The 25,457-nt window shown below is 67.8% G+C and carries 25 protein-coding genes; 4 read left to right on the top strand and 21 right to left on the bottom strand.

Features of this window, described 5'->3' with window-relative positions; translation table 11 throughout:
* Positions 1 to 60: 60 nt before the first annotated feature.
* A complete protein-coding gene (locus JK358_RS31635; RefSeq protein WP_201954826.1) occupies positions 61 to 528 on the top strand; it encodes a GNAT family N-acetyltransferase in 468 nt (155 codons plus the stop codon).
* Here the strand turns inward: JK358_RS31635 and JK358_RS31630 are convergent.
* On the bottom strand, positions 497 to 1,135 hold the full coding sequence (locus JK358_RS31630) for a Pr6Pr family membrane protein (RefSeq protein ID WP_201954825.1): 639 nt from the start codon (positions 1,133 to 1,135) through the stop codon (positions 497 to 499). The two genes, JK358_RS31635 and JK358_RS31630, sit on opposite strands and share 32 nt — an antisense overlap.
* Before the next feature lie 137 nt (positions 1,136 to 1,272).
* Here JK358_RS31630 and hrpA point away from each other — a divergent pair, with 137 nt between their 5' ends.
* A complete protein-coding gene (gene hrpA / locus JK358_RS31625) occupies positions 1,273 to 5,445 on the top strand; it encodes an ATP-dependent RNA helicase HrpA (RefSeq protein ID WP_201954824.1) in 4,173 nt (1,390 codons plus the stop codon).
* Positions 5,446 to 5,472: 27 nt separating this feature from the next.
* Here the strand turns inward: hrpA and nrdR are convergent, their stop codons facing one another.
* From nrdR to JK358_RS31610, 3 genes are all read right to left on the bottom strand, one after another.
* The gene (gene nrdR, locus JK358_RS31620; RefSeq protein ID WP_201954823.1) at positions 5,473 to 5,955 is read right to left on the bottom strand and encodes a transcriptional regulator NrdR; all 483 of its coding nucleotides are present in this window, start codon (positions 5,953 to 5,955) and stop codon (positions 5,473 to 5,475) included.
* Positions 5,956 to 6,053: 98 nt separating this feature from the next.
* Positions 6,054 to 7,382, bottom strand: a complete 1,329-nt coding sequence (locus tag JK358_RS31615) for a hypothetical protein (protein WP_307817830.1) — start codon at positions 7,380 to 7,382, stop codon at positions 6,054 to 6,056.
* Positions 7,383 to 7,494: 112 nt separating this feature from the next.
* Positions 7,495 to 7,929, bottom strand: coding sequence for a hypothetical protein (locus JK358_RS31610; protein WP_201954822.1), 435 nt, complete (start codon positions 7,927 to 7,929; stop codon positions 7,495 to 7,497).
* 274 nt (positions 7,930 to 8,203) lie between these two features.
* Here JK358_RS31610 and lexA point away from each other — a divergent pair, with 274 nt between their 5' ends.
* Complete coding sequence (lexA, locus tag JK358_RS31605) at positions 8,204 to 8,938, top strand: transcriptional repressor LexA (protein ID WP_307817834.1); 735 nt, start codon at positions 8,204 to 8,206, stop codon at positions 8,936 to 8,938.
* A gap of 76 nt (positions 8,939 to 9,014) precedes the next feature.
* Here lexA and JK358_RS31600 read toward each other — a convergent pair whose 3' ends face one another.
* The 17 genes from JK358_RS31600 to JK358_RS31520 all read right to left on the bottom strand — a co-directional run bounded on the left by JK358_RS31600 (position 9,015) and on the right by JK358_RS31520 (position 24,784).
* Complete coding sequence (locus JK358_RS31600) at positions 9,015 to 9,482, bottom strand: DUF2231 domain-containing protein (protein WP_201954821.1); 468 nt, start codon at positions 9,480 to 9,482, stop codon at positions 9,015 to 9,017.
* Between the two features lie 83 nt (positions 9,483 to 9,565).
* Positions 9,566 to 10,108: a hypothetical protein gene (locus JK358_RS31595; protein ID WP_201954820.1), complete on the bottom strand. Its 543-nt coding sequence runs from the start codon at positions 10,106 to 10,108 to the stop codon at positions 9,566 to 9,568.
* Between the two features lie 159 nt (positions 10,109 to 10,267).
* A complete protein-coding gene (locus tag JK358_RS31590) occupies positions 10,268 to 11,941 on the bottom strand; it encodes an alpha/beta hydrolase (protein ID WP_201954819.1) in 1,674 nt (557 codons plus the stop codon).
* Between the two features lie 249 nt (positions 11,942 to 12,190).
* Positions 12,191 to 12,499, bottom strand: a complete 309-nt coding sequence (locus JK358_RS31585) for a hypothetical protein (RefSeq protein ID WP_201954818.1) — start codon at positions 12,497 to 12,499, stop codon at positions 12,191 to 12,193.
* 115 nt (positions 12,500 to 12,614) lie between these two features.
* Entirely contained in the window at positions 12,615 to 13,574 is a 960-nt protein-coding gene (locus JK358_RS31580; protein WP_201954817.1) for an acyl-ACP desaturase, read from the bottom strand.
* 140 nt (positions 13,575 to 13,714) lie between these two features.
* Complete coding sequence (locus tag JK358_RS31575) at positions 13,715 to 14,317, bottom strand: hypothetical protein (protein ID WP_201954816.1); 603 nt, start codon at positions 14,315 to 14,317, stop codon at positions 13,715 to 13,717.
* Positions 14,318 to 14,331: 14 nt separating this feature from the next.
* A complete protein-coding gene (locus JK358_RS31570) occupies positions 14,332 to 15,150 on the bottom strand; it encodes a hypothetical protein (protein ID WP_201954815.1) in 819 nt (272 codons plus the stop codon).
* Positions 15,151 to 15,159: 9 nt separating this feature from the next.
* The gene (locus tag JK358_RS31565; protein WP_201954814.1) at positions 15,160 to 15,774 is read right to left on the bottom strand and encodes a hypothetical protein; all 615 of its coding nucleotides are present in this window, start codon (positions 15,772 to 15,774) and stop codon (positions 15,160 to 15,162) included.
* A 31-nt stretch (positions 15,775 to 15,805) separates the two neighbouring features.
* Complete coding sequence (locus JK358_RS31560; protein WP_201954813.1) at positions 15,806 to 16,759, bottom strand: MlaD family protein; 954 nt, start codon at positions 16,757 to 16,759, stop codon at positions 15,806 to 15,808.
* Positions 16,756 to 17,913 carry an MlaD family protein gene (locus tag JK358_RS31555; protein WP_201954812.1) on the bottom strand — a complete coding sequence of 386 codons (1,158 nt, stop codon included), beginning with the start codon at positions 17,911 to 17,913 and terminating at the stop codon, positions 16,756 to 16,758. The genes JK358_RS31560 and JK358_RS31555 overlap by 4 nt, the downstream gene beginning before the upstream one ends.
* Before the next feature lie 5 nt (positions 17,914 to 17,918).
* A complete protein-coding gene (locus JK358_RS31550; RefSeq protein ID WP_201954811.1) occupies positions 17,919 to 19,094 on the bottom strand; it encodes an MlaD family protein in 1,176 nt (391 codons plus the stop codon).
* A gap of 3 nt (positions 19,095 to 19,097) precedes the next feature.
* Positions 19,098 to 20,153, bottom strand: coding sequence for an MlaD family protein (locus JK358_RS31545; RefSeq protein WP_201954810.1), 1,056 nt, complete (start codon positions 20,151 to 20,153; stop codon positions 19,098 to 19,100).
* Positions 20,150 to 21,154, bottom strand: a complete 1,005-nt coding sequence (locus JK358_RS31540) for an MlaD family protein (RefSeq protein ID WP_201954809.1) — start codon at positions 21,152 to 21,154, stop codon at positions 20,150 to 20,152. The genes JK358_RS31545 and JK358_RS31540 overlap by 4 nt, the downstream gene beginning before the upstream one ends.
* Entirely contained in the window at positions 21,151 to 22,296 is a 1,146-nt protein-coding gene (locus JK358_RS31535; protein ID WP_201954808.1) for an MlaD family protein, read from the bottom strand. The genes JK358_RS31540 and JK358_RS31535 overlap by 4 nt, the downstream gene beginning before the upstream one ends.
* Positions 22,297 to 22,299: 3 nt before the next feature.
* A complete protein-coding gene (locus tag JK358_RS31530; RefSeq protein ID WP_201954807.1) occupies positions 22,300 to 23,160 on the bottom strand; it encodes an ABC transporter permease in 861 nt (286 codons plus the stop codon).
* Positions 23,161 to 24,066: an MlaE family ABC transporter permease gene (locus tag JK358_RS31525; RefSeq protein ID WP_201954806.1), complete on the bottom strand. Its 906-nt coding sequence runs from the start codon at positions 24,064 to 24,066 to the stop codon at positions 23,161 to 23,163.
* 112 nt (positions 24,067 to 24,178) lie between these two features.
* Positions 24,179 to 24,784: a hypothetical protein gene (locus JK358_RS31520; protein WP_201954805.1), complete on the bottom strand. Its 606-nt coding sequence runs from the start codon at positions 24,782 to 24,784 to the stop codon at positions 24,179 to 24,181.
* 116 nt (positions 24,785 to 24,900) lie between these two features.
* Here JK358_RS31520 and JK358_RS31515 point away from each other — a divergent pair, with 116 nt between their 5' ends.
* Positions 24,901 to 25,425: an MTB12 C-terminal domain-containing protein gene (locus JK358_RS31515; protein ID WP_201954804.1), complete on the top strand. Its 525-nt coding sequence runs from the start codon at positions 24,901 to 24,903 to the stop codon at positions 25,423 to 25,425.
* The last annotated feature ends 32 nt before the right edge of the window (positions 25,426 to 25,457 follow it).

The raw sequence follows: 25,457 nt of genomic DNA, 5'->3' as shown, positions 1-25,457 counted from the left end.
AGCCGGAGGTGTCGAGGACCACGCCGAAGCCACCGAATTTCGGCCTCTACCCTGACGACCATGCGCATCGTGATCGACGACCTGTCCGCCCCCGAGGTGATCGCCCTGCTCGAGGCGCATGTCGCCGAGATGCTGGACAACTCGCCCGAGGACAGCATGCACGCGCTCGACCTCGACGGCCTCCGTAAGCCGGACATCACCTTCTGGACAGTGTGGGAGGGCGGTGAACTGGCCGGCTGCGGGGCGCTCAAGGCACTCGATCCCACGCATGGCGAGGTGAAATCCATGCGTACGGCGGCCGGATTCCAGGGACGGGGCGTCGCCTCGGTCCTGCTGCGGCACATCCTCGACGAGGCGGAAGCCCGCGGCTACACCCGGCTGAGCCTCGAAACCGGCGCGTCGGAGTTCTACCTCCCGGCCGTGCGGCTGTACGAGCGTCACGGGTTCGCGCTGTGCGGTCCGTTCGCGGACTACGACGAGGATCCGCACAGCGTCTTCATGACGCGGCGTGTCGGCGGGCTCGCCTAGCCGCTGCCAGATCGCCCAGCGCGATGACCGCGACCGCCAGCACGACGAAACCCACCACCAGCACGACCAGGCCGATCGCCATGGACAGATAGCCCTGCTGGCGGGGATCGATGAACGGGTAGGGATACCAGTCGACGATGGGGCCGCGAATCAGGGTGTAGACGCCGTAGACGATCGGGTAGATCAGCCAGGCTCCGGCCAGGCGCGCGGTCACGCCGAGCGCGGCGGGCACCAGCAGCCAGTCGGCCAGCGCCACCAGCGGGGTGACGCGGTGCAGGACATCATTGGTCCACGGGTACTCGATATCGACGTCGACATTCTGCAGCAGCAGGGCGTAGACGATGCCGGTGATGGTGATGTACAGGGTCGCCGCGCCGCGCACGATCTGCCAGCGGCGGCCCTGCGGATCGCGCGCCGCGATGATCAGCAGGACCGCGATGATCACGATATTGGACTGAATCGTGAAGTAGCTGAAGAAGTTCGCCACCGCGCCCGCACCACCGGGCCGCAGGTGCGTGGCGGTCCAGACACACGCCGCGATATCCAGTACGGCGAAAACGAAGAGCACCAGACGGCCCCACAGCGGATGCACGGCAACCTCGTCCATGCGTCGATGGTCGCACGGTGAGCGGCGGAAACGCGGACGATACGCCGATTCAGCACACATCGGGCAAGCATCTCCGGCGGGTGTCCGAGACCGCGCTGACCGGCCGGGGCTACGGCTTCGCTACGCTTGACGGTGCAATGACCAGGACCGCCGCCACCTTTCGCGAGCTTCGCACCCGCCTGGCCGAACTCTCGATCCGCGACGAACACCGGTTGCGTCGGCGGCTCGACAAGGCCCGCGGCGGCGATCTCACCGATCTCGAACGCGAGATCGACACCGCCCGACTGCGGGTCGACGCGCGCCGCGCCGCCGTACCCACCATCCGGTATCCGGAACAGCTGCCCGTCTCCGCGCGCCGCGACGATATCGCCGCGGCCATCGCCGCACACCAGGTCGTGATCGTGGCCGGTGAGACCGGCTCCGGCAAGACCACCCAGCTGCCGAAGATCTGCCTCGAACTCGGGCGCGGGATTCGCGGCACCATCGGGCACACCCAGCCGCGGCGACTGGCCGCGCGCACCGTGGCCGAACGCATCGCCGAGGAACTGGGCACCGAACTGGGCGACGTCGTCGGCTACACCGTGCGGTTCACCGATCAGGCGTCGGATCGCACGCTGGTCAAACTCATGACCGACGGCATTCTGCTGGCCGAGATCCAGCGGGACCGGCTGCTGCGCCGCTACGACACGATCATCATCGACGAGGCGCACGAACGCAGCCTCAATATCGACTTCCTGATGGGGTACCTCAAGCAGCTGCTGCCCAAGCGGCCGGACCTGAAGCTCGTCATCACCTCGGCGACCATCGACCCGGAACTGTTCGCGCGGCACTTCAGTGACGAGAACGGCACGCCCGCACCGATTGTCGAGGTCTCCGGGCGGTCGTACCCGGTGGAGATCCGGTATCGGCCACTCTCGCTGGAGGTTCCGCTCACCTCCGATGATCCCGACGACGAGGACACCGAGATCGTCGACCGGGACCCCACCGACGCCATCGCGGACGGGGTGCGGGAACTGCTCGCCGAGGGCGACGGGGACATCCTGGTGTTCCTGTCCGGGGAACGCGAGATCCGGGACACCGCCGACTCCCTGCGCGATCTGAAGCTGCCGCGCACCGAGATTCTGCCGCTGTACGCCCGCTTGTCGGCGGCCGAACAGCACAGGGTGTTCTCGGCGCATACCGGGCGGCGCGTCGTGCTCGCGACCAACGTGGCCGAGACCTCGCTGACCGTGCCGGGCATCCGGTACGTGATCGACCCCGGCACCGCGCGTATCTCGCGGTACTCCATGCGCACCAAGGTGCAGCGGCTGCCGATCGAACCGGTGTCGCAGGCCTCGGCGCGGCAGCGATCGGGCCGCTGCGGCCGAGTGGCCGACGGCATCGCGATCCGCCTCTACTCCGAGGACGATTTCGAATCCCGGCCGCAGTTCACCGAACCCGAGATCCTGCGCACCAATCTGGCCGCCGTCATTCTGCAGATGACGGCGCTCGGGCTCGGGGATATCGAGAGCTTCCCGTTCGTGGAAGCGCCCGACAATCGGGCCATCCGCGACGGCATCGCGCTGCTGGAAGAGCTCGGCGCGCTGGGCCGCCGGACGGGTGACTCCGCGCCGAACGCCGAAACCCCCGACGCCGGACTGGTGCTCACGCCCATCGGCCGCGAAATGGCGCAGCTGCCGGTGGATCCGCGCATGGCGCGCATGCTCGTCGAGGCCAACACGACCGGCTGCCTGGCCGAAGTCCTGATCATCGTCGCGGCCCTGTCGATCCAGGACGTCCGCGAGCGGCCGGTGGAACACCAGCAGGCCGCCGACACCAAACACGCGCGCTTCACCGTCGAAGGCTCCGACTTCCTCGCCTACCTGCGCCTCTGGGACTACCTCGGCGATCAGCGGAAATCCCTGTCGTCCAACCAGTTCCGCCGCCTGTGCCGCGACGAGTACCTGCACTACCTGCGCATCCGCGAATGGCAGGACCTGCACGGCCAGCTGCGCACCATCACGCGCGGACTGGGCTGGTCCACCACCACGGGTGAGGACGGAAGCAGCGACAGCACACCAGCTTCCGGCGACAGCACCGATGACCGCCGCGGCCGACGCGGGCGCGGGTCCGGCGCGCCGAAGGAGCAGGCCGGACGAAGCGCGGCCGTCGGCCGGGGCGAACGTGAGTCCGGGCGTAGTGGACCGGAGCGTGGCGATCGGATCGCGGCGCTGGCTGCCGCGGCCGACGAGGCGCTGCCCTGGGATGTGACCTCCATTCACCAGGCGCTGCTGTCCGGCATGCTCTCGCATATCGGGGTGCGGGAGGCGGAGAGCCGGGAGTTCCTGGGCGCGCGCAATGCCAAGTTCATGATCTTCCCGGGGTCGTCGCTGGCCAAGAAGCCGCCGCGCTGGGTGATGGCGGCCGAACTGGTGGAGACCTCGCGACTGTGGGGGCGCACGGCGGCGCGGGTGGAACCGGAGTGGGCCGAGCGGCTCGCCGGGGATCTGGTGAAACGTACCTACTCCGAACCGCATTGGTCGTCCAAGCGAGGGGCGGCGCTCGCCTACGAGCGGGTGACGCTGTACGGGATTCCGCTGGTGACGCAGCGGCGCGTCGACTTCGGGCGCATCGATCCGGAGCTGTCGCGGGAACTGTTCCTGCGGCATGCGCTGGTGCAGGGCGAATGGCAGACCAAGCACGAGTTCTTCGCGCGCAACCGCGAACTGCTCGAGGATGTGGCCGATCTGGAGCATCGGGCGCGACGGCGCGACATCCTCGTCGACGACGAGGTGCTGTTCGAGTTCTACGACAAACGCATCCCCGCGGATGTGGTGTCGGTGCGGCACTTCGACAGCTGGTGGAAGAAGGCACAGCGCAAACAACCGCAGCTGCTGGACTTCACCGCCTCCACCGTCGTGAACGAGGATGCGGCACTGCTGGATCCGACCTCGTACCCGGACAGCTGGCGGCAGGGCGAACTGACCTTCCCGCTCACCTACCAGTTCGAGCCCGGACAGGCCGATGACGGTGTGACCGTGCACATTCCGGTCGCACAACTGGCACATGTGCGGGCGGTCGGATTCGACTGGCTGGTGCCCGGCATGCGCGAGGAACTGGTGGTCGCGCTGATCAAGACGCTGCCGAAACAGTTGCGCCGCAGTGTGGTTCCCGCGCCGGACTTCGCCAAGGCCGCGCTCGAACGACTCACGCCGCGCGCCGAACCGCTGCGCACCGGGCTGGCCCGCGAACTGTCGCAGCTGGGTTCGGTGACCATCACCCCGGCGCATCTCGACCCGGCCGGACTGCCCGACCACCTGCGCATGACCTTCGCCGCCACCGATCCCGCGGGTGCGGTGATCTCGCGCAGCAAGAGTCTGGCCGAGCTGAAAACCCGCCTATCCGAGCAGGTTTCGAAGTCGGTGGCACGCGCCAACAATGCCGCCGAACGCGCGCCGGCCACGGTGTGGACCTCGGAATCCCTGGGCACCCTGCCGAGTTCGGTGAAACGGGAGGTCAGCGGGCAGACCATTACCGGCTATCCGGCGCTGGTGGCCGAATCCGAGGGCGTGGCGGTGCGGGTGCTCAGCTCGCCCGCCGAACAGGCGGCCGCCATGCGCGCGGGCACCCGCACCCTGCTGTTGAACGCCATACCGACCACGGTGCGCGCGGTCACCGCGAGCCTGCCACCCACGGATCGGCTTGCGCTGAGCCAGAATCCGTACGGATCGCTGGACGCGCTGGTGGAGGACTGCCGCGCCTGCGCCGCCGACGAGCTCATCGCCGCCAAGGGCGGGCCGGTACGCAGCCCGGACCAGTTCAAGGCGCTGGTGGACACGGTACGGCCGCAGTTCACCACGGCGGTGGCGAATATCGTGCGCACGGTGGTGCCGGTGCTCGCCGAAGCCCATCACGTGCGATCGGCCCTCGCCGACACCCGCGATCGCGAAGCCGCCGAGGATGTCACGCATCAGCTCGACGATCTGGTGTTCCGGGGCTTCATCTCCGAGTGGGGCAGTGCCCGATTGCGGGAACTGCCACGGTATCTGGAGGCCGCGCGGTTGCGGCTGGAGGCGCTGCCCGCCGCACGCAACCGCGACCAGCAGGGCATGCAGGAACTCGATCGCGTGCACGCCGCCTACGACCGGCTGGTCGAGTCGCTGCCCGAGGGCCGCCGGGGTGGACGCGATGTGCTCGAAATCTGGTGGATGATCGAGGAACTGCGGGTGAGCCTGTTCGCCCAGCAACTCGGCACGCCCTACCCGATCTCGGGCAAGCGCATCGAGAAGGCCATCGACACAGTCCGCAAAGCCCCGCCGCCCAAGCGCTGACACTCGATCGACGGGCGAGCGACCTGATCAGTTGGCGGTGGCGGCGGTGACAGCCGCGTTCTCGTCGCGGTGCTTGCGCAGTTCGGCGATCTCGCGTTCGAAATCCTCTGCGGAGCTGAAGGATCGGTAGACCGAGGCGAAGCGCAGGTAGGCGACCTCGTCGAGATCGCGCAGCGGGCCCAGGATGGCCAGGCCGACCTCGTGGCTGGGCACCTCGGGGGAACCCTTGGCGCGCACCGCATCCTCGACCTGCTGGGCGAGCAGGTTCAGGGCGTCGCTGTCGACCTCGCGGCCCTGGCACGCCCGGCTCACACCGCGGATGACCTTCTCGCGGCTGAACGGCTCGGTGACACCACTGCGCTTCACGACCGAGAGGATCGCGGTTTCGACGGTGGTGAAGCGTCGCCCACACTCCGGGCAGGCACGCCGCCTTCTGATGGCGGTGCCTTCCTCGGCCTCACGCGAGTCGACCACCCGCGAATCGGGATGGCGACAGTACGGGCAATGCATCCGGAATCCTTCGTCGGCGCGCCTTAGCTCCTCAGCAACCCTCAGGATACCCGGACGGACCTGATCGGCGTGCGTCCGCCCGGGTCAGCACTCGGATATCAGGCGGTCAACTGCCACAGAGCGGTCATATCGGCCACCAGGTCGGGGAGCCGCGCAACCAGGCGGCCGTCCGCCAGCTTGTCCGAAAATGGTTCGGCCAGAACAGGTCTCGCGACAGCCGGATTCGCCGACAGCTCCAGATAGCGGGGCAGCAGGTCGCCGGTGATGTAGGTCCAGCGCGTGTCCCGATCGGCCCAGTTGAAGTTGGGCAGCGGAGTCCGCAACGACATGCCGCCCGCACTGATGACGGTAGGCGCGAACACCCCGGGCGCCCGGACGCCCGGCACCGCGGCCTTACCCGCCAGCGTGCTGACGTAGGTCATCACCCGGCCGATGACGCCCCGGCCCCACGAGGTCGCGTCCCACTGGTCGGCGATGATCTGGTTCTGCTCGCGATCGGTCATCCGCACGGCGGCGTCGGCGAGGCCCTGCGGGGTGCCGGCGTCGATCTCGCGCCACGCGGTGACGGCGTTCTCGTCGAGCACCCCGGCCCGGTACATCTCCTCGACCGCGCCCAGCCCCTCGGCCGCGTACGCCTCGTGCATGGGCACCTGGTCGATGAAGATGTGCTTCTGCATGATCATGAGCCGGGTCTGGTACCAGGTCAGATCCTCGGCGGTGAGGCGCTGGCCCTCGGTGCCGAGCAACCGGATATCGGTCGGCAGCAGATCGAGCAGTTCGGCCGGTGTGCCGCGCAGTAGATCGGCGACCGTGTTCCCGAGCTGATGCACGCCCGGCACGGTGAGAATTCCGGCCACGTCGCCCATATCGAAGAAGCCGGAGGCGAACGATCCCCCGGCCAGCCCGGCCAGGCCCACCCAGTAGAAATCGGGATGCGCGTTGTTGAGCCGGAAGTAGTTCACATAGACCTGGGTGAAGGTGCGCGAGTTCGCGGGCACGCCCCGTTCCGGATCCCAGGTGGCCAGGTCGATATCCGCATTGCGGGTCGACACCGTCAGCCAATACTGGTGCAGCAGCGTGGCATACCGCTGCGGCGCCACCCCGGCGGCACGGACCTGGTCGAGCGCCGTGCGCAGTTCCGCCGGATCCAGCGGCAGCGCCGGATTCAAGCCTCCGCCGCCGGCCCCGTCACCGTTGACCGACGGCAGATCCAGGTAGGCGGCGTATGCCGGTTCGGCCTGGGCCACCGGCGTCGCCACCGCTCCCAGGGCCAGGCAGGTGAGCAGCCCGGCGAGTCGGATGAGCCGGGCGGTTCGGCGCGGCGCACCGGCGGCCTTCCCCTTGCCTCCGATGCGGTGCGCCCCTGTGCGCTGCGTTGCGTTGTGCGCCGGGCCGTTGCGGTCCGGCGCGAAGGTATCCTCCGTCACACTTCGGGCACGCTAGCAACAGGTTTCAGTTTTCAATCTACATTTCCGGCCACACCCGTGGCCGAGCTTGTCTACACGAGGATCGGTTACAGACTCGCTACCGATGAGCGCGCTAGCGAGCGGGCGCGATGCCGTCGGCCGGGGTGGGCGGCACGAGCTCGACCGAGACGACAGGGGCCGTCTGCGAACCGAAATCCCCGGCGCGCAATTGCGCGAGGCCGATGAGACCGGCCACGGCGAGGGCGGTCATGAGCGCCGAGACGGCGAGGGCGGCGAAGCCGATCTGCGCGCGCTGCACGCGATTCAGCGGATGCGCGCCGTGGACACGCGCGGCGGGTCGCCGTGCGATCACATGGGCGCGTCGCACCCGGGCCCGATCGTGCGCCACCGATCGCTGCGGGACCGCACAGGCCCCACGGGCCGGGGCGGGACGCCACGCGGCATCGCTCGCACGGGTGGGCGCACGCTGCGCGCGCCGCTCGCGCGGAATGCTGTCGAAGCCGAGATCGCTTGCCGGAGTATCGAATTCACTGACCGCCGTACGCATCGAACATACCTCCAAAGGTGACCGGACCGGATAGTGCTGGACGACTGACTCGATCATGTGTTCGAAGAACTGATGTTCGAATTTCTACCACGCCCGACCGACAATGTCAGCTATCCCCGCGACATGCGTCGAACAGATGTTTGATCAGTCGCGCCGGGCCGACTACAGTCGAGGCACGAGATTCCCGGATGCGGCGTGAACTGCGCCGGGATCGAATTCCGGTGAGGCACAGGCAGTGAACGGAGGGACGGCGGCGGTGAGCGAACACGGCGGTGTGGAAGGTGACAACGGGCCGGTCGGACTCGCCGGTGACGGCGGCGCCGACACATCGAGTGGTACCGGGACGGATCTGACCGTCCGGCAGCGCAAGGTCCTGGAGGTCATCCGCACCTCGGTCCACGACCGCGGCTATCCGCCCAGCATCCGGGAGATCGGCGACGCCGTCGGCCTCACCTCGACTTCCTCGGTGGCGCACCAGCTTCGGGCCCTCGAGCGCAAGGGCTATCTACGCCGCGACCCGAATCGCCCGCGCGCCGTGGACGTTCGCGGTCTGGACGAAACCGCCATCCGCGCGACATCCGGCGTGGCGCAACTGCGTCCGGTCTCCGCCGACGCCGACTCGGGTGAGCACCCCGAACCCACCTACGTTCCGGTCCTGGGCCGGATTGCCGCCGGTGGCCCGATCCTGGCGGAGCAGGCGGTCGAGGATGTCTTCCCGCTGCCGCGCGAACTGGTCGGCGAGGGCTCGCTGTTCCTGCTGAAGGTCGTCGGTCAGTCCATGATCGACGCGGCCATCTGCGACGGCGACTGGGTCGTGGTGCGTCAGCAGAACGTGGCCGAGAACGGCGATATCGTGGCCGCCATGATCGACGGCGAAGCCACCGTGAAGACGTTCAAGCGCACGGGTTCCGAGGTGTGGCTGCTGCCGCACAACCCCCTGTTCGAGCCGATTCCGGGTAACGACGCCCAGATCCTCGGCAAGGTCGTCACGGTCATCCGCAAGATCTGACCGTGTCCCGCTGTCGTGACCCGGTGGCCGCCCCGCAGACCGGTCGCCGGGTCACGACAGTCGTCTCATCGCACGCTCAGCCGTCGGTCAGCCCGCCCCAGACCGCGCGTGAGCCGGATTCCCCGACCCGGTAGGTGTGCACCGTCGAGGTGACGCCCGTCGCCAGCACGAGCACCGCGATCGCCGCCACCGCGACTTTCCCGAGGGCGCGGCCCCGGATCTCCCGCTGCCGGACCACCACCAGCAGGGCGGCCGAAACCACCAGCGGGACAACGTAGTACAGCATCTGATCGCCGAGCTGGACATGTCGCTCGATCTCCGGCGTCGTGGTGCCGATGCGATCGCGCAGCCACTCCCCCGCCTCGGTGGTGAGCGGCGTCAGCGCGAGCACCACCACCGCCAGCCCGACCGCGAGCCAGAGGAATCGGCTGCGCGCCGCGGGCCACAGCGCACACAGGATGAGCAGGGCCGCCGTCAGCGGCACCAGCACGATGATGCCGTGCACGAGCAGGACATGGATGGGCAGTCCGTCAAAGGTCGACATATCGGCACCCTCGTTTCGGCGAGCCGTTGCGGCGATACCAGAACAACGTAGGCCGCGGGTGCCGGGTTCGACCGCGAGAGGACCTATTCCGGTCGTTGCGCGGGGATGAGCTGTGTCGGCGCGTCGTCGCCGGTCAGCCCGGGACGCGCGGCCGGTTCCGGTGCGGCGGCCGGTGGGAGCGCCACGCCGTGCACGAAGCCCAGCAGTTCGTACTGCGCGCCGACCGTCATGACGGCCGTGTCCTTGTCGTTCGCGATGAAGCCCAGATTGTGGCCGATCACCCGGCGCAGCGACTCCAGCCAGCGGTGGTCGAGCACCCGGCAGTCCGCCCACGGGAAGTACTCGAGACCGGTGCGCAGATAGAACCTGTCACCGACACGCGCCTGGCGTAGCAACTCCAGCACCCACGCGTCGATGCGGTGGGGCTGCGCATTGCGGTAGATCCGCGCGTGCGGCGCGACGGCCGCGTTGGCGAATGCGTCGAAGGAGTTCAGCAACTCCCCCGAAAACTCATCGATCCGTACGAAACCGACAACATCGAGACCCTGCAACTGCTCTGGAAGTTGGGCGGCAATCCTGCGCTCGTCGTGCAGTTTGAACTTCCTTCTAATGTCTTCGGTGCGCATTTATCTCCGACTTCCAACCTCTGTTCACCGAACACTAACACGAACCCAACCGTTTCAGATCCGAGTTGGTCTGGCGACCAGGACACTGTTTGGCAACGGCTGCAACGGCCCGGCAATTTATCGCACACTCGCAAACGATGCGTTGTGAGTCACTACCGGTCAGCGGTCATAGGTTCCGGCGATAATCGCGCCCTGCGTCGTGAGCCCGGGATTACCCGCATCCCAATAGCTGCCGTGGGCCCACGGATCGATCGGCAATCCGCGCAATCCGGGCAGATCGAGGGTTGCGCCCGAGGACGCGAAAACCGTTGCGCCGAAAGCGGGGTCGGTGGGGCTGGGGCCGTGTGCGACCGGTCCCAGGATCGGAATCGGGTCCGCGCCGTCGGCGGTGGCGTAGACGTGCTCGTGGTTGCTCTCGGGTGGAATGCCGTGCAGCCCGAGACCGGAGACATGGTCGACCTCGAGGCCCGGACTGCCCACGAAGATCAGATCGTCCGCGGCGATCGCACCGCCCGCGCCGGCCGCCACCCCGATCACGGTGCTGCCGTAGCTGTGCCCGATCACGGTGTTGCGGGAGGGCAGGCCGTCATGGGTGGCGCGCAGCCCGTCCTGGAAGCGATCCAGCACCGGACCGCCGGCATCGGCGAAGCGGTCCTGGAGTGCGTCGCCCAGCCAGGCCGGGGAGTCGTAGCCGTACCAGGTGATCACGCAGGTGCGCGCCGACGGATCGGCCCTCATCGCGGCGTCGAGCAGAGCGCCCGAGCGCGCCATCCCGCGATCGAGGGTGTCGGCCGCGGAGTCCGTGCCGGGCACGAAGGTGGCGATATTGCGCGCGGTATCCGGATTGTTGAGGGCGATGGCCGCATGCCCCTGGGCGTCGGCGACCAGCAGCAGATCCGACGGCGCGGCCGCATCGGCCTCGGCCGCGACACAAGCGTATGCGGCGAGCCGTTTTTCGAGGTCGCGCCGGGCATCGTCCCATTCGTCCTTGCGGTACCACTCGGCCAGGGTGGCCGGAGGGTCCGCGCCGGTCAGCCACCCTGGATGCCGGGCTTCCAGCGCCGCCAGGCGCAGCTGGGCCGCCTCGCTCAGCCGCTCGAGCGCGATCCGGTTGTAGTGATCGCGCGCGACGGCCGGTATGCCGTCCCGATTCCCGATCGACGGGTCGAACGCGAACAGCGCGTCGCGATCCGCCGGGGCGAGCGACTCCCACAGCGCACACAGGGCTTTCGGGTCCGCGGGCAACTCCGCTGTCCCGGCGACGATGCCCGCGACAGTCGGATCGAGTGCACCACCGTCCGGATCGGCGGCCAGCGTCGCGAGCTCCGCGACGGCGTCAGCCAGGCGCACGGCCACCCGCCGGTCCGTCTCCCCCGCCACCTCCAGCAGCGCCGCCAAGCGCGCCTGCAGGGCCATGGCCTTGGCATCGAAACACGCCTGCAGCGCCGAATCGAGTGCGCCGTTACCGGTTTCGGCCCGAGCCGCGGTGACCGTGCCGTCATCGCGCACCACACACCCGTTCGCCGCGGCCTCCCCCTCCACCTCCCGCACCGCCGCGCACACCCCGTCCAGCGTCGCCGCGTCCGCGAAAGCATCCGCGATATCCAGCGCCGCCGCACCGAGGTGATTCGACCTCAGCTGAGAATCGAGCAGCCGCAGCGAAACAGCGGTCGCGCCCGACCCCCGCCAGTCGGCCAGCGCCGCATCCACCGCGCGCCCCACCTGCGCCATCGCCGCACGAAAAGCCCGATTCGCTTCCACCACACCGGCACTCGCCGTCGCGGCCGCCATCGGCCGCCACCCCCGCACCTGCGACACGCTCACCCCGGACATGCCCCCTCCTCGACTGTCACCACCGCATCAGCTCGAGCACCGCCAGGTCCACCAGCACACCTCCCATGCCGTGCCGCCCACTGCCTACCCATGCCCGGCAGGCGTGCCCACCACCACAGAACGGAATGGCGCACCCGGCAACTCCCTCTCCGCCGCCAGACAGTGCGGCGCGAGACCTGCACACCGGAGCGTGCGCGCCCTACCCGGCCTGGGCCGCAGCTGGGTACGTCGGGTCTGGGGCGGCGGGCGCTAGGAGGTGCCGTGCAGGTAGTGGTCGAGTTGGTCGGATAGGGCGCGGTCGGTTTCCTCGTAGGTGGTGGCGCCGCGGTCGGTGGTGTCGGCCAGGGTGGTGAGTTCGGCCGCCATGCGGCGCAGGGCCGTCAGGAGTGGGGCGCTGACGTCGACGGCGGCTGAGCCGGTGGCTGAATTCGGCATGGCCCGGCCTACTTTGGCGATCAGGTCGACCGGGTCCATGCCGTTGATGGCCTCGGCTTGGACGCGGACTCCGGCCGCCATGACGCGGAGGGCCTCGATATCGGCCCGCAGCATTTCCCCCATGTCGTTCTCCCCTTCGTTCTGCGCCTCACCCTAGTACCGGTTCGGCGCGCGTGACGGGCGCGGAACGAATCTGTGGACAACGCGAGGGTTGTGCACAGCCGGGCGAGGCGGCGGGTCAGGCCGATTCGCGCGCGCGGCGAGCGGCGTCGCGGGCCAGGGCGCGGTCCCGGTGCTCCTCGAAGCGCCGCACGTCATCGCCGAGTTTGTCGAGGAAAGCGGCGAGTTCCTCGCGGATCCGCTCGCCCCGGGGGCCGAAGTCGTTGCGCTCGAATATGTTCCATTTGCGCAGCACCGGCAGGATCACCTCGTCCAGATGCTGACGCAGGTCGTAGATGCCGTGTTTGGCGATCAGCACGCTGTTGCGGCGGAAGTTCGGCATTCCGGCGCCGGGCATCCGGAACCCGCGAATGATCTGGGAGATGGCGTCGAGCGCGTCATCGGGCACCAGATCCAGTGCCGCACCACAGACATTGCGGTAGAAGACCATGTGCAGGTTCTCATCCGCGGCCACCCGCTGCAGAATGTGGTCGGCCACCGGGTCGTCGCACACCCGGCCGGTATTGCGGTGGCTGACCCGGGTGGCGAGTTCCTGGAAGGTCACGTACGCGACACCGTGCAGCACGCTGTTGTCGCCGGTGCTCGTGGCGTCGTCGACCCCCTGCGACAGGCAGATCATCCGGGCCTGCTCCAGCGCGACGGGATCCACGCCGCGGGTGACCACCAGGTAGTCGCGCAGAACGATCCCGTGCCGGTTCTCCTCGGCGGTCCATCGGTCCACCCATGCCCGCCAGGCCCCGTCGCGGGAGAACGAATCCGAGATGAGCCGGTGATAGGAGGGCAGATTGTCCTCGGTGAGCAGATTGGTGACCATGGCGGCCTTGGCCACCTCCGATAGTCCGGATTGTTCCGGCGCCCAATCGATTCCGCCCATGGCGGCGAAATTGCGGCCGCGCTCCCACGGCACATAATCGTGCGGATGCCATTCCTTGGCCATGGATAGGTGGCGATTCAGATTCTGTTCGGCCACCGGCTCGAGTTCGGTCAAAATCTGCCGGGGCGTCAGGGAATTCACCACGGTCGTTTTCCTGTTCTCACAGTGACGCCGAACCCCGTTGTTCCGCGAACCTCGAATATGTTCCGCACGGCTTTCGTTCCGCGAGCCTACTCGGATTCGGCGCGGGCTGCCGGGGTGTGGCCGTGATCAGCATGCGACGCTCATTTGGCCGGGGCGGTGGCGGGCAGACCCGGCAGTCCGGAATCCGGTTCGCCCGCACCGGTCTTCGCGGTGATGTCCTTGTAGCCGAACACCTTCCATACGCCGTCGACCTTCATGAGATCGACGTACTCGGTAACGGACCCACTGGTCGTATCGGTTTGGCCGGGGGCATTGCCGGTCAGCTTCACCACCGCGACCATGCGAATGAGATTGTCGTTCTGGCTGACCACCGCCGCCTCGCCGACCGCACCGGTCATGGTGGCATCGGCCTCGGTGAGCAGGCTCAGCATCGCTTTCGTCTCGCGCACCTGCTCCTTCAGGGTGTCGGTGGTGGCCGCGGTCATGGCGGCGTTCCACTTCGCCATGCTCTTGTCGGCGACGGCGTCGACGGTGTAGGCGATGCGCAGGAAGTCCGAACCGGCGCGCAGGGCGGCCTCGCGGTCGTCGGCCTGGGCCTGCCGGGTGTGCGCGGAGGCGTCGAGATCGCTTGCCGCGGAGGCGAAATGCCAGGCGCCGATCCCGAGACCGGCGGTCAGCACCGCGAGGGCGGCGGCCACGGCGATCAGCAGCGGCATGCGTACTGTTCTGGATGCTGTCGTCATATCGGGCTCCGGATTCAACGGGGAGTGGCGTCGGGTGCGGTGGTTGCCGGGGCATCGCTCGCGGGGGCATCGGTCGCGGGGGCATCGGTCGCGGGGGCGCTCGGCACGGCCGGTATGCCGCCGGCCGGACCGTAACCCTGCACCTTCCACCGGCCGTCGATCTTGCGCATATCGATCAGCGCCGCGCTGTTGGACACGCCCGGCTGAGTGCTCGCCGGATCGGCATTGCCGGTGGATTCGATGACGGCGAGCAGGGTGATCGCGTCGCCATCCTGCGCCACGATGCCGATGTCCTTGATCACGCTGCTCATCTGGACCTTCGCGCCCACCAGCTTCTCCAGCACCCCGCGCCACTGTGCGAGCTGCTCGTGCATACCGTCGGTGGTGGAATCCAGAACCGTTGCGTCCCACCGGGTCAGGCTGCTGTCGTTCACGGTGAACATGGTGCTGAGGAAGGTCGACGCGGACGCCGAGGCGGCATCCCGATCGTCCTGCCGCGCCGCGCCCGCGGCCACCGCATCGGCGGCGGAACTCCGCTCCAGCGCGAAATACCCGCAGACCGCACCGCTCCCGCCGAGCAGCACCGCCGTCGCGATCACGGCCCCGGCCAACCGCTTCCGGGTCAGCGGTATCTCCCGCTCCCGCCACGTCCGGGGCGCACGCGCCACCGGCTTTCCCGCACGAATCGCCTTCCCCGCCGCGGCTTTCCGTGACCGCGCGGGCGGCTTCGTGCCGTTGTCCTCCTCGACCGCTGCCACGGCGGTCGGCTCCTCCTGCGCGCCTTCATCTTCGGTGGCCGGGAGTTCGACCTGTTCGCCGGCTTTCACACTCATGGTCGCCTCCTAGCGTGGTTGGGTGGTGGGGGCGGTGGTTCCGCCGACGATGGCGTCATCGGTGAGGGCCTGGTCGCCGCGGCCGGAATCGATGGTTTTCCAGGCGCCGTCGGCCCGGCTGACCTCGACCCAGACCGCCGAGGTGGTCTGCACCGCGTCGGGGGTCTGGAAGTTCTGGGTCTTCTCGGTGATCTGGGCGATCACCCGGACGGCGGTGTCGGTCTGGTCGGCGCAGGCGGCGTCGGCGACGGTGCTGGTCTTCTGCAGTTTGCCCGCCGTGATGAGCTGCGTATTGGCCTGCGCCACCTGGTCGTTGGCGAAGTAGTCGTGCACGGGCCCCGAGGTGAGGGCGGCCATGCGCCGGGTCCACTCCTCGGGTGTGCGGTAGTCGAAGTTGTTGGAGGCCATCAGGAATTCGGTGCCCGCCTGGATGGCGGCGGTGCAGTCGGCTTCCTTGCGCCGCAGCTCCGCGACCGAGGCCGTCAGCGCGTCATTGCGATTCGACAGATCCCAGTTGCGGTACGACAGCACTCCCAGCACTGTCGCCACCGCCAGCAGCGCGGCCGCCACCCCCAGGAGCGGAACGTGAATTCCGTTGTCGCTCCATTTCTTCCAGCGATTCATTATCGGTACCCCTGTACGTTCGGTGGTCCGCTCAGCGCGGAATGTCGACCAGCAGCCGGAAGCCGCGCCCGTCCGGGAAGGCCGCCAGCAGACCGTCCATGGTCTTGCCCAGATCGATGTAGGAGTTCTCCAGTGGATCCAGCAGATACGGCCGGATCACCTCCGCCGCCGGTCCGAGAGTGCCGAACAGATCCGTCAGATACTGCATGAGCCGCTGCCCCAGCGGAATGAACGGAACCACCTGCCGCCCACCGCTTTCCTCGGTGATGGAGATGAGGTGATCCAGCAGCACCGGCAGTTCCGGCAGCAGGGTGCGGCCCAGGCGTTCGGCGCTCTCGCGCAGCAGCACCAGTTTCTCGCCGGTGGATTCGGTGGCCGCCGCGCCGAGGAAGGTGACCAGCCGCTGGATCAGTTCCCGGTTCTGGCGCAGGGTGGTGGCGAACATGCTGCCGGAGTTGACGAGTCGTTCGATGCTGGGCCCCACGTCCCGGATGGCGATATCGGCGCCCTCCAGAATCCGGTTGATGGCCTCCGGGTCGATCTGCGCCATCACGCTCTGGACGCCGCCCAGGGCGCGCGCGATCGTCAACGGCTGCACCACCTGTGCGGCGGGCACCACCGCGCCGTCGGAGAAGTACGGTCCCGCAGCGGATTTCGGGGCGAAGTTGATGTACTGCTCGCCGACGGCGGAGAGGTTCGCCACCGTCACCTCGGCATCGAGCGGAATCCGGTACTCGTCCTGTACCTCGAGCCCGGCCAGTACCCCGCCCTCGGATTTCTCCAGCAGTCGCACATTGCCCACCTGCAGCCCGTTGAGGGTCACCGGCGAGGTCTCCATCAGGCCGCCGGAACTGGGCAGCAGCACGCTGAGCTGATAGACCCCGCGGCCGGGCCGATAGTCGAACACCCCGTAGCCGAGGTAGAAGGTGGCGGCCAGCGCCATGATCACCATGGCCAGCGCGGAGGCCGCGATCTTGCGGGTCATCGCATCAACCCCACCAGTTTCAGGACCGGGTTCACCCGGTCGCGGAAGGCCTGTTCATTGGCCGCGACAATGCGCGCGTCCGCTTCCGGATCCCCGGTGAGCAGTTCCGGCGCGGTCGCCGGCACCACATCGGACAGCACGAAGGACGGCAGCCCGCGGGCGGACAGGAACGGCGTGATCTTGTTGGACAGCAGGGCGTTCACCGCGGCGAGGGTGCGCGGCACCTCGGTGGGCGTGGCGATGAGCGCCTGCGCCAGCGGCGTCCACACATCCAGGAACCTATCGGCCTGTCCGACGCGTTCGGCGACCGCGGGATCGTCGGTGTTGAGCAGCACGTCGCCGGCGTAGCTGGCCAGTCCGCGCAGCTCGTCGACGAAGTACAGCAGATCCGGCAGGACATCGCGCACCACGCCCAGCAGCACCGGCGCCTGGTCGAAGACGAACCGCCACACGTCCTCGGCCTGCCGGAAGGTTTCCAGCGCCGCGGTCGCGTTGTTGAGGATGGCGCTGAGCGCGGCGGTCTGGGTGCCCATCCGTTCGACGGTCACGGTCAGTTTGGACAGAAATTCGCGCAGGTCCCCGGAGTCGGCCGGGAACGCCTGGTTGACGCTGGTGACGAAGCTCTGCACGAACGGGATGTTGCCGCCGGTGACCCAGCTGACCACGGCCGTCATGTACTGCTCGACAGTGCTGGCGGGTTTGGTCTGGGTGATGGGGATGACGCCGCCCTGCGCCAGCGTGCGCCCCGAAACCCCCGGCGGGATGGTGAGTTTGACGTAGGTGTCGCCGAACAGCGTCTGCTGCGCCATCTCCACCTTGGTCTCGACCGGCAGCCGCACCGCGTCGTCGATGGCCAGCACCGCGGTGGGCTGATAGTAGGGCTGGTACTGATCGGCGGGCAGTCCGCGGACATCGGCGTCGGGACGCGGTCGCACACTGACGGATTCGACGATGCCGACCTGCGCGCCGTTGAGCTCCACCTTGGTCTTCAGCGGCAGCGACAGCACATTGCCGAATTCCACGCGCACCTGATAGGTGGGTTTGCCGTAGCGGGTGCCCGGCAGCGGCATGTCCAGCGGCCGCACCGCGCAGCTGCTCACCGTCGTCACCGTCAGCACGCCGAGAACCACTGTGCGCCATTGTTTTCCACGCATGACGTTCACCTTCCGCCCGCCGCGGACAGCATCAGCTGCACCAGGCCCAGGTCTACGGTCTCGCCCTCGGCGAACTGCCGGTCGCAGGGCGGATACCAGGGTTTGGCCATCGCGCACACGTCCCGCGCCAGCGCCGGATCGACGCGGAAGCTGGGCGGCACGTATTGCAGCCTGCCCGCGCCCAGGTTCTGGTCGAACAGCCGCAGCGCGCCCCGCACGCCCTCGGGGACGCTCTCCAGCAGATCCACGACATTGCCGGTGTGGCCGAGGATTTGGAACAGCACCGGCATGAACCCGTCCAGGCCGAGCATGATCAGCCTGCCCCACTTGTAGACGATGAGGTTCGCGATGGGCGGCACCCAGGTGGCGATGTCGCCGACGATGCCGACCAGATCCGGCCCCATGCGGTTGACGATGTTCAGCGCGTCGGTGACCGCCGCGATGAGGAAGTCGCCGTCGCTGACGCCCTGGTCGAGATTCTCGCTGATCTTGCGGAATTCCTTGAGGATCGCGCCCAGCAGATAGTTCGCGCCCGCCGCGGAATCGCCGAGGATCTCCGACAGGTTGCGCACCGCGCCGTTGAGCGGCGTCGCGTTGTCGTGCACCTGCTGGGCGATGCGCTGCAGCGAATCCCCGAGCACATTCGGTTCCTGCTGCTGCAGCGGCGCGTCGTTCGGTTTGCCGGTGAGATCCTCGGACAGATTCGCCACGGCCCGCATGGCCTCGGTGAATCCGACGGGAGTTTTGGTGCGGTCCTGGGGAATACAGCCGCGATAGTCGAAGGTGCCGCCGCCGGAATAGGCGGGCCCGAGTTCGACGCGCCGGTCGGTGACAATGGAATTGGCGATGGTGACCGCACCCAGCCGCTGCGGCAACCGCACCGCGCGATCCACCGTCATCCGCACCAGCACGCCCTCGGCGCGCGGCTCGATCTCCTCCACATTGCCGATCTGGATGCCGAGCATGGTGACCTTGTTGCCCGGGTAGAGCCCGACCGCGTCGCGGAATTCGGCGCACAGGCTGATCGGCGCGTTGTTGCTGTCGTAGTACTGCTTGCCGGTGACGGCGACGACCAGTCCGGTCGACACCGCGACCACGGCGAGCAATGCCCGGATGCGGCCCTTGCGGCCGTGGGGCAGCACCGTTCCGCGGAAGGCGCGCAAAGGATTTCGCAGGGACATGGTTCAGCACCCGGCCCTTCCCCGCGGGCACAGCGGCGTGTCGGTGACGGTGGCCCCCGAATGATCGACGGTCACGTAGGGGTTGTCGGAGTTGCGCGCGAACCACTCCAGCAGCTGCCGCAGGTTCTCGCCCATACCCGCGAGGGCGTCCTTGTTGCTCACGAGTTCGGCCACCGCTTTGTCGATGGTGTCGTACATCGGTTCCAGTGCCGGGCCGAGCTGTTCGTCGACGAAGGACAGCACCGGGGTCACATAGCCGAACATGCGCCGGATCTGGGCCACCAGGGTGATCAGGCCGTCCCGGTTGGCGGCGGCCAGGCGGTAGATGTCGAGCACGTGCTCCCCGGCCAGTTGCAGCCGGTCCAGCTTGTTCATCAGGGTTTCCAGGTATTCCTTGGCGACGTCGAGGGCGCGCGCGAATTCGGTGCGCCGGGCCGCCACCACCCCGGACAGACTGTTGACGCCGGTGAGGATGCCGTTGAGCGCGTCGGGCTGCTCCTCGAACGCGCCGGCGAGTTTGGCGATGGTGTCGCGCAGTTTGCCCGCGTCCAGGGCGGCCAGTGAGGGGGTGACCTCCTCGATGGCGGCGCTCAGGTCGTAGGGCGTCTTGGTGCGCTCGCGCGGAATGATCTTGCCCGCCGCGGTGTCCGGCCCGGCCGGTTCCACCGAGAGGTACCGGCCGCCGATCGGGGTCAGCAGTTTGACCACGATCCGGGTGTCGACGCCGACGCGGACCTCGCTGTCGAGGCCGAAGGCGATCTCGGCGTGGTCGCCGACCAGCGTCACACTGCGCACCTTGCCCAGCGAGATCCCGGCGACCCGCACGTCGTCGCCGACCCGCACGTCACCGGAGCTGGCGAATTCCGCGCGGTAGACGGTCTCGCCGAACGGGATCACGAACGCGCCGACGGCGGCGACGAGTGCGGCCACGGTCGCCAGGATCGCGGCCACCCCGATCCGGAATTCGAATCGGCGCTGCGCCTCCGCGGCGCGAACAGTCAAGCGCGGCAGCCGCATTCGCGGCAGCGCGGGGCGCTTGCGCGCCAGGGTGGTGGTCATCGGCATTCCCCCATTCGCTCGATGCCCATGAGGACTGTGGTCGGAATCGGCAGTCCGCTCAGACAGCTCCAGCGCTCCCCCGCTTTGGGTTCCAGGGCGAGGCTGTTGAGGGTCTGCGCGGCCAGCGGCACGGCGGCGAGGGTCTGCCGGATGAAGGCGACCATGTCCGCGCCGAGCAGCGAGTTGTAGAGCCGGTCCATGCCCGGGAAGTTGTCGTACCAGATGCCGACGGCCCGGTCGAACAGCGGCATGAAGGCGTTCAGGCCCGGAATCGCCTTGTCTATCAAGCCTTTGAGCACATCGAGCTTGCCGTAGAGCAGATCCACCGTGTCGAGCAGCTGGTCGATCATCGAGTCGATCTTGGGTGACTGGCCTTCGAATCGGGTGAGCAGGCTGGAGAAGTTGTCGGCCAGCAGGCTCACCACCGGCTCCTGATTCGCGGCCACCGCGATGATCTGATTCAGGCTGTCCATGACCGGTCCCAGGCCACGCCCGTCACCGGAGACCACCAGCAGCAGGTTCTCCAGGAATTTGTCCACCGAGCCCGAGGACAGGGTTTCGAAGATGGGCCGGATGGCGTCGAAGAGCTCGGAGATGTCGAAGGATCCGTGCGTACGCGAGATCGGGATGGTGGTTCCGGCGGGAATCTTCGCACCCGGAGCCACCTTCTGCTGCATCGCCAGATACCGGTCCCCGATGAGGGATTGGAAGAGCACCGCGACCTCGGTGTTGTCGTACACCTCCTGCCCGTCGGCAACGGTGAACTCCACGTAGGCCACCGCACCGTCGAGCTGGATTTCGGTCACCTTGCCGACCTGGACGCCCGCCATGCGGACGTCGGAGCCCTTCTTCAGCCCGGAGACATCGGAGATGTGCGCGGCGTATGTGCGCACCTGTTCCTTGATCGGGGTCTGCAGCGCGGTCCACACCATGGCTCCCATGAGCATGATGACGACCGCGACGACGCCGAGCCGGATCGCCGCGGAGCGAACCGATTTCACCGTCCACCTCCCTGCGTGCCGAACAGGCCGGGCGGGATCGGCAGGCCGGGGATCACCGGCAGATTCGCCAGTGCCGGAGTCCCGTCCGGAACCGTCTGCGGCCCTGCCGCAATGACTTTCGGGTCACCGGCCAGATAGGGCAGACCCGCGAGCAGAAGTTGCACCTGGAGTGAAACCGTCCCGTCCTGGTTGGTCACGAACGCCTTGTCGATCCGATCGATCAACTGCGGCAGACGCGTGTAGAAGCTGGTGAGACCGCCGGCCGCGCCGCCGATCGGATGCAGAATGCTCAGCAGCGCGTCGATGAACTGCGTGAAGCCCGGCTGCGGCACGATGCCGATGGCGTTACCGATGACCTGGCCGACGAAGCCGACGATGGCCTCCAGATCGTCGTGCTGTTCGGTGAGGTAGGCGATGCGCCCGGCCTGCGCGCGGAAGATCTCGAGGGCTTCGCGCGCAACCTGTTTCATATCCGCGCTGAAGTCCGCGCCGCTCTGGATGGCGGGCCGCGGATCGAGGCCCACCAGCATCTCGTCGCCGACCCGCATGCGGCCGATATCGATGGCGGTGGCGATCATCCTGCCGATGCCCTCGGCGCCGCCGTCGAAGGAGAGCACCTCGCCGATCCGCCCGATCGGGCCGGTGTCGATCTTGCCGAACTGATCGCCGACCAGCCGGATCACCGAGGTGACGGTGACGGTCTTGGAATCCTTGGGCAGGGTGATGGTCGCGCCGTCGCTGAGCCGGTTGCCGCGCGGGCCGAGGTAGAACAGCTCCAGTGCGGTCATGCCCAGGGTGTTGGAGGAGACGAATCGCGCCCGCATATTGTCGGCGAGGAATTTCGCGGCCTCGGGTTCCACCGTGAGGCGCAGGAATTGCTTTTCCGCGCCGCGGGTTTCGATCTCGGCGATGGAGCCTATGCGCAACCCGTCCATTTTGACGTCCGCACCCTCGACGACGCCCTCGCCGACCTGCTCGGCCTCGATATTGAGCGTGAACGTGGGCGTGAACCCACCCTTGATGTAGGTGGTGAAGATCAGCGATCCCACCAGCAGCACCGCCCCGCCGATGATCCCGGTGAACAGCAGCTGCCAGGATTTGGGACCGCGCCCGTCGATGTTCTGATATTTCGCGATTCCCATGGGCTATCCCGTGATTCGAATATCGCTGACGAACATGCCCCACAGCGCCGTGGTCAGCGTCAGATCCAGAATGATGATCAGCACCAGGCTGGCCCGGATGGCGCGGCCCGACGCCACACCCACCCCCTCCGGCCCGCCCGAGGCGTAGTACCCGTAATAGGAGTGCACCAGGATCACCACCACCACGAAGACGATCGCCTTGACCAGTGAGCGGACGATGTCCGCCGGATTCAGGAACGCCTCGAAATAGTGGTCGTAGGTACCGCCGGCCTGACCGTGGATCACCTTGATGAAGAAGGCCGTCGCGAAATAGCTGCACGCCAGTGACGCCAGATACACCGGGATGACGATCAGCACGCCCGCGATGACCCGGGTGGTGACCACGAACGGAATCGGTTCCACCGCACTGGCTTCCAGCGCGTCGATCTCCTCGGAGATGCGCATGGCGCCCACCTCCGCGGTGATGCGGCAACCGGCCTGCGCCGCGAAGGCGATGGCGGCGATGAGCGGAGCCAGCTCGCGGGTGTTGGCGAAGGAGGAGATGAATCCGGTGAGCGGGCCCATGCCCAGCATGTCCAGCAGCCGGAAGGCCTCGATGCCGATCATGGATCCGGTCATGAGGCCCATGAACACGACCACGCCGACGGTGCCGCCGCCCACGATGACCCGGCCGTTGCCCCAGCCGATATCCATGAACACGACGCCGATCTGCCGCCGATAGCGGTGCAGGGTGCGCGGTACCGCGCGCAGCACGTGATAGGCGAAGGCGAATTGATGTCCGAGCGCCACCAGGGGCACGATGCTGTTACCGGCCCGCTGGATCGAACGTTCCCCCAGCGCCCGGTATTTGGATGGCACTACCATTCAGAACCCCATATTGTCCGGGAACCAGATCGTCAGCAGCTGGGTGATGAGCACATTCGCGGCGAAGGTGGTCATCACGCCCAGTACGACGGTGGCGTTCACGCAATCGGCCACACCCTTGGGGCCGCCGGAAGCCTCGAATCCGCGTTGACTGGCCACCAGCACCACGAGCAGACCGAAAACCGTTGTCTTGATGATCGCGATGATGAGATCGGTGGTGCTGGCGAACGCGGCGAAGGAATTGAAGAACGCGCCGGGCACACCGCCCTGGATCAGCGTCATGGCGTAGATGGTCGACATGCCGACGAAGACGACGAGCACGCACATGAGCGGCCCGACGATGAACATGGCGGCCAGCCGCGGGGCCACCAGCCGGTGGTTCGGATTGATGCCCAGGGTGCGGATGGCGTCGATCTCCTCGCGGATCTTGCGCGCCCCGAGGTCGGCGGCCACCGCCGCGCCCACCGCGCCGCCCATGAGAATGCCCGAAACCATCGGCGCCGCTTGGCGAATCACGCCCAGACCGCCGGCCGCGCCCGCCTGGGAGGTGGCTCCGACCTGTGCGGCCAGGGATCCGGCCTGGATCTGGATGATCGCGCCCAGTGGCACCGAGATGAGGATGGCCGGCCAGCCGGACACGCTCATCATGAACCAGGCCTGCGAAAGCGTCTCGCGCCATGGGTGATTCAGCTTCACCACATCGCGCACCAGGCCGTAGACCGAGTCCGCCGCGAGCAGCACCAGTCGCCCGAACGTGCCGATGGAACCCAGCAGGGTGTTCCACGCCCACAGCGTCAGGGCGACGATCGGCCGCAGGATGGGCGGCACCGGCAGCCGCTGCGCGATCCGCGCGGCGCGCTCGGCGTCGTCGGCTTCCGGCACATCGCCGGCGACCGTCACGCTCATGTCCGGCCGTTCCGGACTCGGCACCTCTGCATCACATACCTCCCCTGGCCGTCTGAGACAATTTACTCACTATCGCGTGCGCTGTCTGGAGAATCCGCAATACCGCGGACAATCACGGCATCCACCACTGCACGATCTCCTGCACAGCAGGATCGGCGCTCTCTCGGCCAATGATCAGTTCCGTCTCGGTCAGCCGGATCGAGACATCCGCCCCCGACCCGGACCAGCCACCGCCACCGCCCGCCACGCCGACCCGGATCGGGGTGGCGGTGGCCAGGTCATATCCCTTGAAGTAGGAGCCGCACACCACGAACAGCACGCCGGACGTGGATCCGACCACCGTGGCCCGCTGCCACTCGTCACAGCGCGCCGAGACGCCGTCGCCGCCGAACCAGCCGTAATGATTGGCCGTGCGATTGACGAAGCCGGGCAGCGCGGTGACGGGCGCGGCGGTGTAGGCCCGGTGATCCGGTAGCTGCGGCGGGATATCCTCCTGCGGCACAACCGGTTTCACGGTGGTCGTGGTGGTCCGCGTGGTGGGTACCAGGGTGGTGGAGGCCGCCGGCAGCGCTTGCGCCACCACAATGATGGGCGGTGGCGCACCCAGGTGGGTGCGGAAGTACACGGCCAGACCGGCCCCCGCGCCGATCATCACCACCGCGGCGGCCGACGCCGACCCGTACGCCAGCACCGACCCCCACGGATTTCCCCGCCTCATCACCGACCCCCTTTGCCTGCCGAATCTTGTCCAAGTGACTGAGACAGTGGTTAGCATACTGGGGCGCGGCATCTTGACAACTGCCGGATGCGATCACAACCACAGGGAGAGCAAGAGTGAATATCCAGCACAGAGCAACGTACCTCCTGGCGGGCGCGGGCCTCGCGCTGTCTCTGACACTGACAGCATGCGGCGGCAGCAACGTGCGCAATCCAGACGTCACCATCACCGTGGCCCCCACCACAGGGGCGGCGACGACTGCGGCTAACAGCAAGCTACCCGAGCCGCTCACCGCCGATCAGCTCGACCAGAAGCTGCAGAACCTGTTCGGCAAGAAGGACGTGCCCGACGACTCCCGGTTGGCGGTGGTGCAGAACGGCGAGAAGTTCCGGTCCGATCTGCCGTCGCTGGTGCAGGCCATGAACGAGAACCCCAGCGCCACCTTCGGCGTGGTGGCGAATTCCGTTGTGCTCAACGGGGACACGCTCGAGGCCGAGTTCTGGCTGGACAAGGACGGCAATGGCAACCGGCGGTCCGCGCCGCTGAATCTCGTTGCGGTGAACGGAGAGTGGAAGATCACCTCCGCCGACATCTGCGGGCTGCTCGCTCAGACCGACTACAAGTCACCCGCCTGCTCGTAAGCGGGAGACAGGCGTAACAGGGGAGGCCAGAA

This window comes from Nocardia acididurans (assembly GCF_016741815.1).
Classification (GTDB): Bacteria; Actinomycetota; Actinomycetes; order Mycobacteriales; family Mycobacteriaceae; genus Nocardia; species Nocardia acididurans.
This window is presented reverse-complemented; position numbering and strand designations above follow the sequence as displayed.

Bases quoted from the DNA above. Each gene is read 5' to 3' on its own strand.
- JK358_RS31635 (WP_201954826.1), top strand. From the start codon at position 61: ATGCGCATCGTGATCGACGACCTGTCCGCCCCCGAGGTGATCGCCCTG.
- JK358_RS31630 (WP_201954825.1), bottom strand. From the start codon at position 1,135: ATGGACGAGGTTGCCGTGCATCCGCTGTGGGGCCGTCTGGTGCTCTTC.
- hrpA (WP_201954824.1), top strand. From the start codon at position 1,273: ATGACCAGGACCGCCGCCACCTTTCGCGAGCTTCGCACCCGCCTGGCC.
- nrdR (WP_201954823.1), bottom strand. From the start codon at position 5,955: ATGCATTGCCCGTACTGTCGCCATCCCGATTCGCGGGTGGTCGACTCG.
- JK358_RS31610 (WP_201954822.1), bottom strand. From the start codon at position 7,929: ATGCGTACGGCGGTCAGTGAATTCGATACTCCGGCAAGCGATCTCGGC.
- JK358_RS31600 (WP_201954821.1), bottom strand. From the start codon at position 9,482: ATGTCGACCTTTGACGGACTGCCCATCCATGTCCTGCTCGTGCACGGC.
- JK358_RS31595 (WP_201954820.1), bottom strand. From the start codon at position 10,108: ATGCGCACCGAAGACATTAGAAGGAAGTTCAAACTGCACGACGAGCGC.
- JK358_RS31590 (WP_201954819.1), bottom strand. From the start codon at position 11,941: ATGTCCGGGGTGAGCGTGTCGCAGGTGCGGGGGTGGCGGCCGATGGCG.
- JK358_RS31585 (WP_201954818.1), bottom strand. From the start codon at position 12,499: ATGGGGGAAATGCTGCGGGCCGATATCGAGGCCCTCCGCGTCATGGCG.
- JK358_RS31575 (WP_201954816.1), bottom strand. From the start codon at position 14,317: ATGACGACAGCATCCAGAACAGTACGCATGCCGCTGCTGATCGCCGTG.
- JK358_RS31570 (WP_201954815.1), bottom strand. From the start codon at position 15,150: ATGAGTGTGAAAGCCGGCGAACAGGTCGAACTCCCGGCCACCGAAGAT.
- JK358_RS31565 (WP_201954814.1), bottom strand. From the start codon at position 15,774: ATGAATCGCTGGAAGAAATGGAGCGACAACGGAATTCACGTTCCGCTC.
- JK358_RS31560 (WP_201954813.1), bottom strand. From the start codon at position 16,759: ATGACCCGCAAGATCGCGGCCTCCGCGCTGGCCATGGTGATCATGGCG.
- JK358_RS31555 (WP_201954812.1), bottom strand. From the start codon at position 17,913: ATGCGTGGAAAACAATGGCGCACAGTGGTTCTCGGCGTGCTGACGGTG.
- JK358_RS31550 (WP_201954811.1), bottom strand. From the start codon at position 19,094: ATGTCCCTGCGAAATCCTTTGCGCGCCTTCCGCGGAACGGTGCTGCCC.
- JK358_RS31545 (WP_201954810.1), bottom strand. From the start codon at position 20,153: ATGACCACCACCCTGGCGCGCAAGCGCCCCGCGCTGCCGCGAATGCGG.
- JK358_RS31535 (WP_201954808.1), bottom strand. From the start codon at position 22,296: ATGGGAATCGCGAAATATCAGAACATCGACGGGCGCGGTCCCAAATCC.
- JK358_RS31530 (WP_201954807.1), bottom strand. From the start codon at position 23,160: ATGGTAGTGCCATCCAAATACCGGGCGCTGGGGGAACGTTCGATCCAG.
- JK358_RS31525 (WP_201954806.1), bottom strand. From the start codon at position 24,066: ATGAGCGTGACGGTCGCCGGCGATGTGCCGGAAGCCGACGACGCCGAG.
- JK358_RS31520 (WP_201954805.1), bottom strand. From the start codon at position 24,784: ATGAGGCGGGGAAATCCGTGGGGGTCGGTGCTGGCGTACGGGTCGGCG.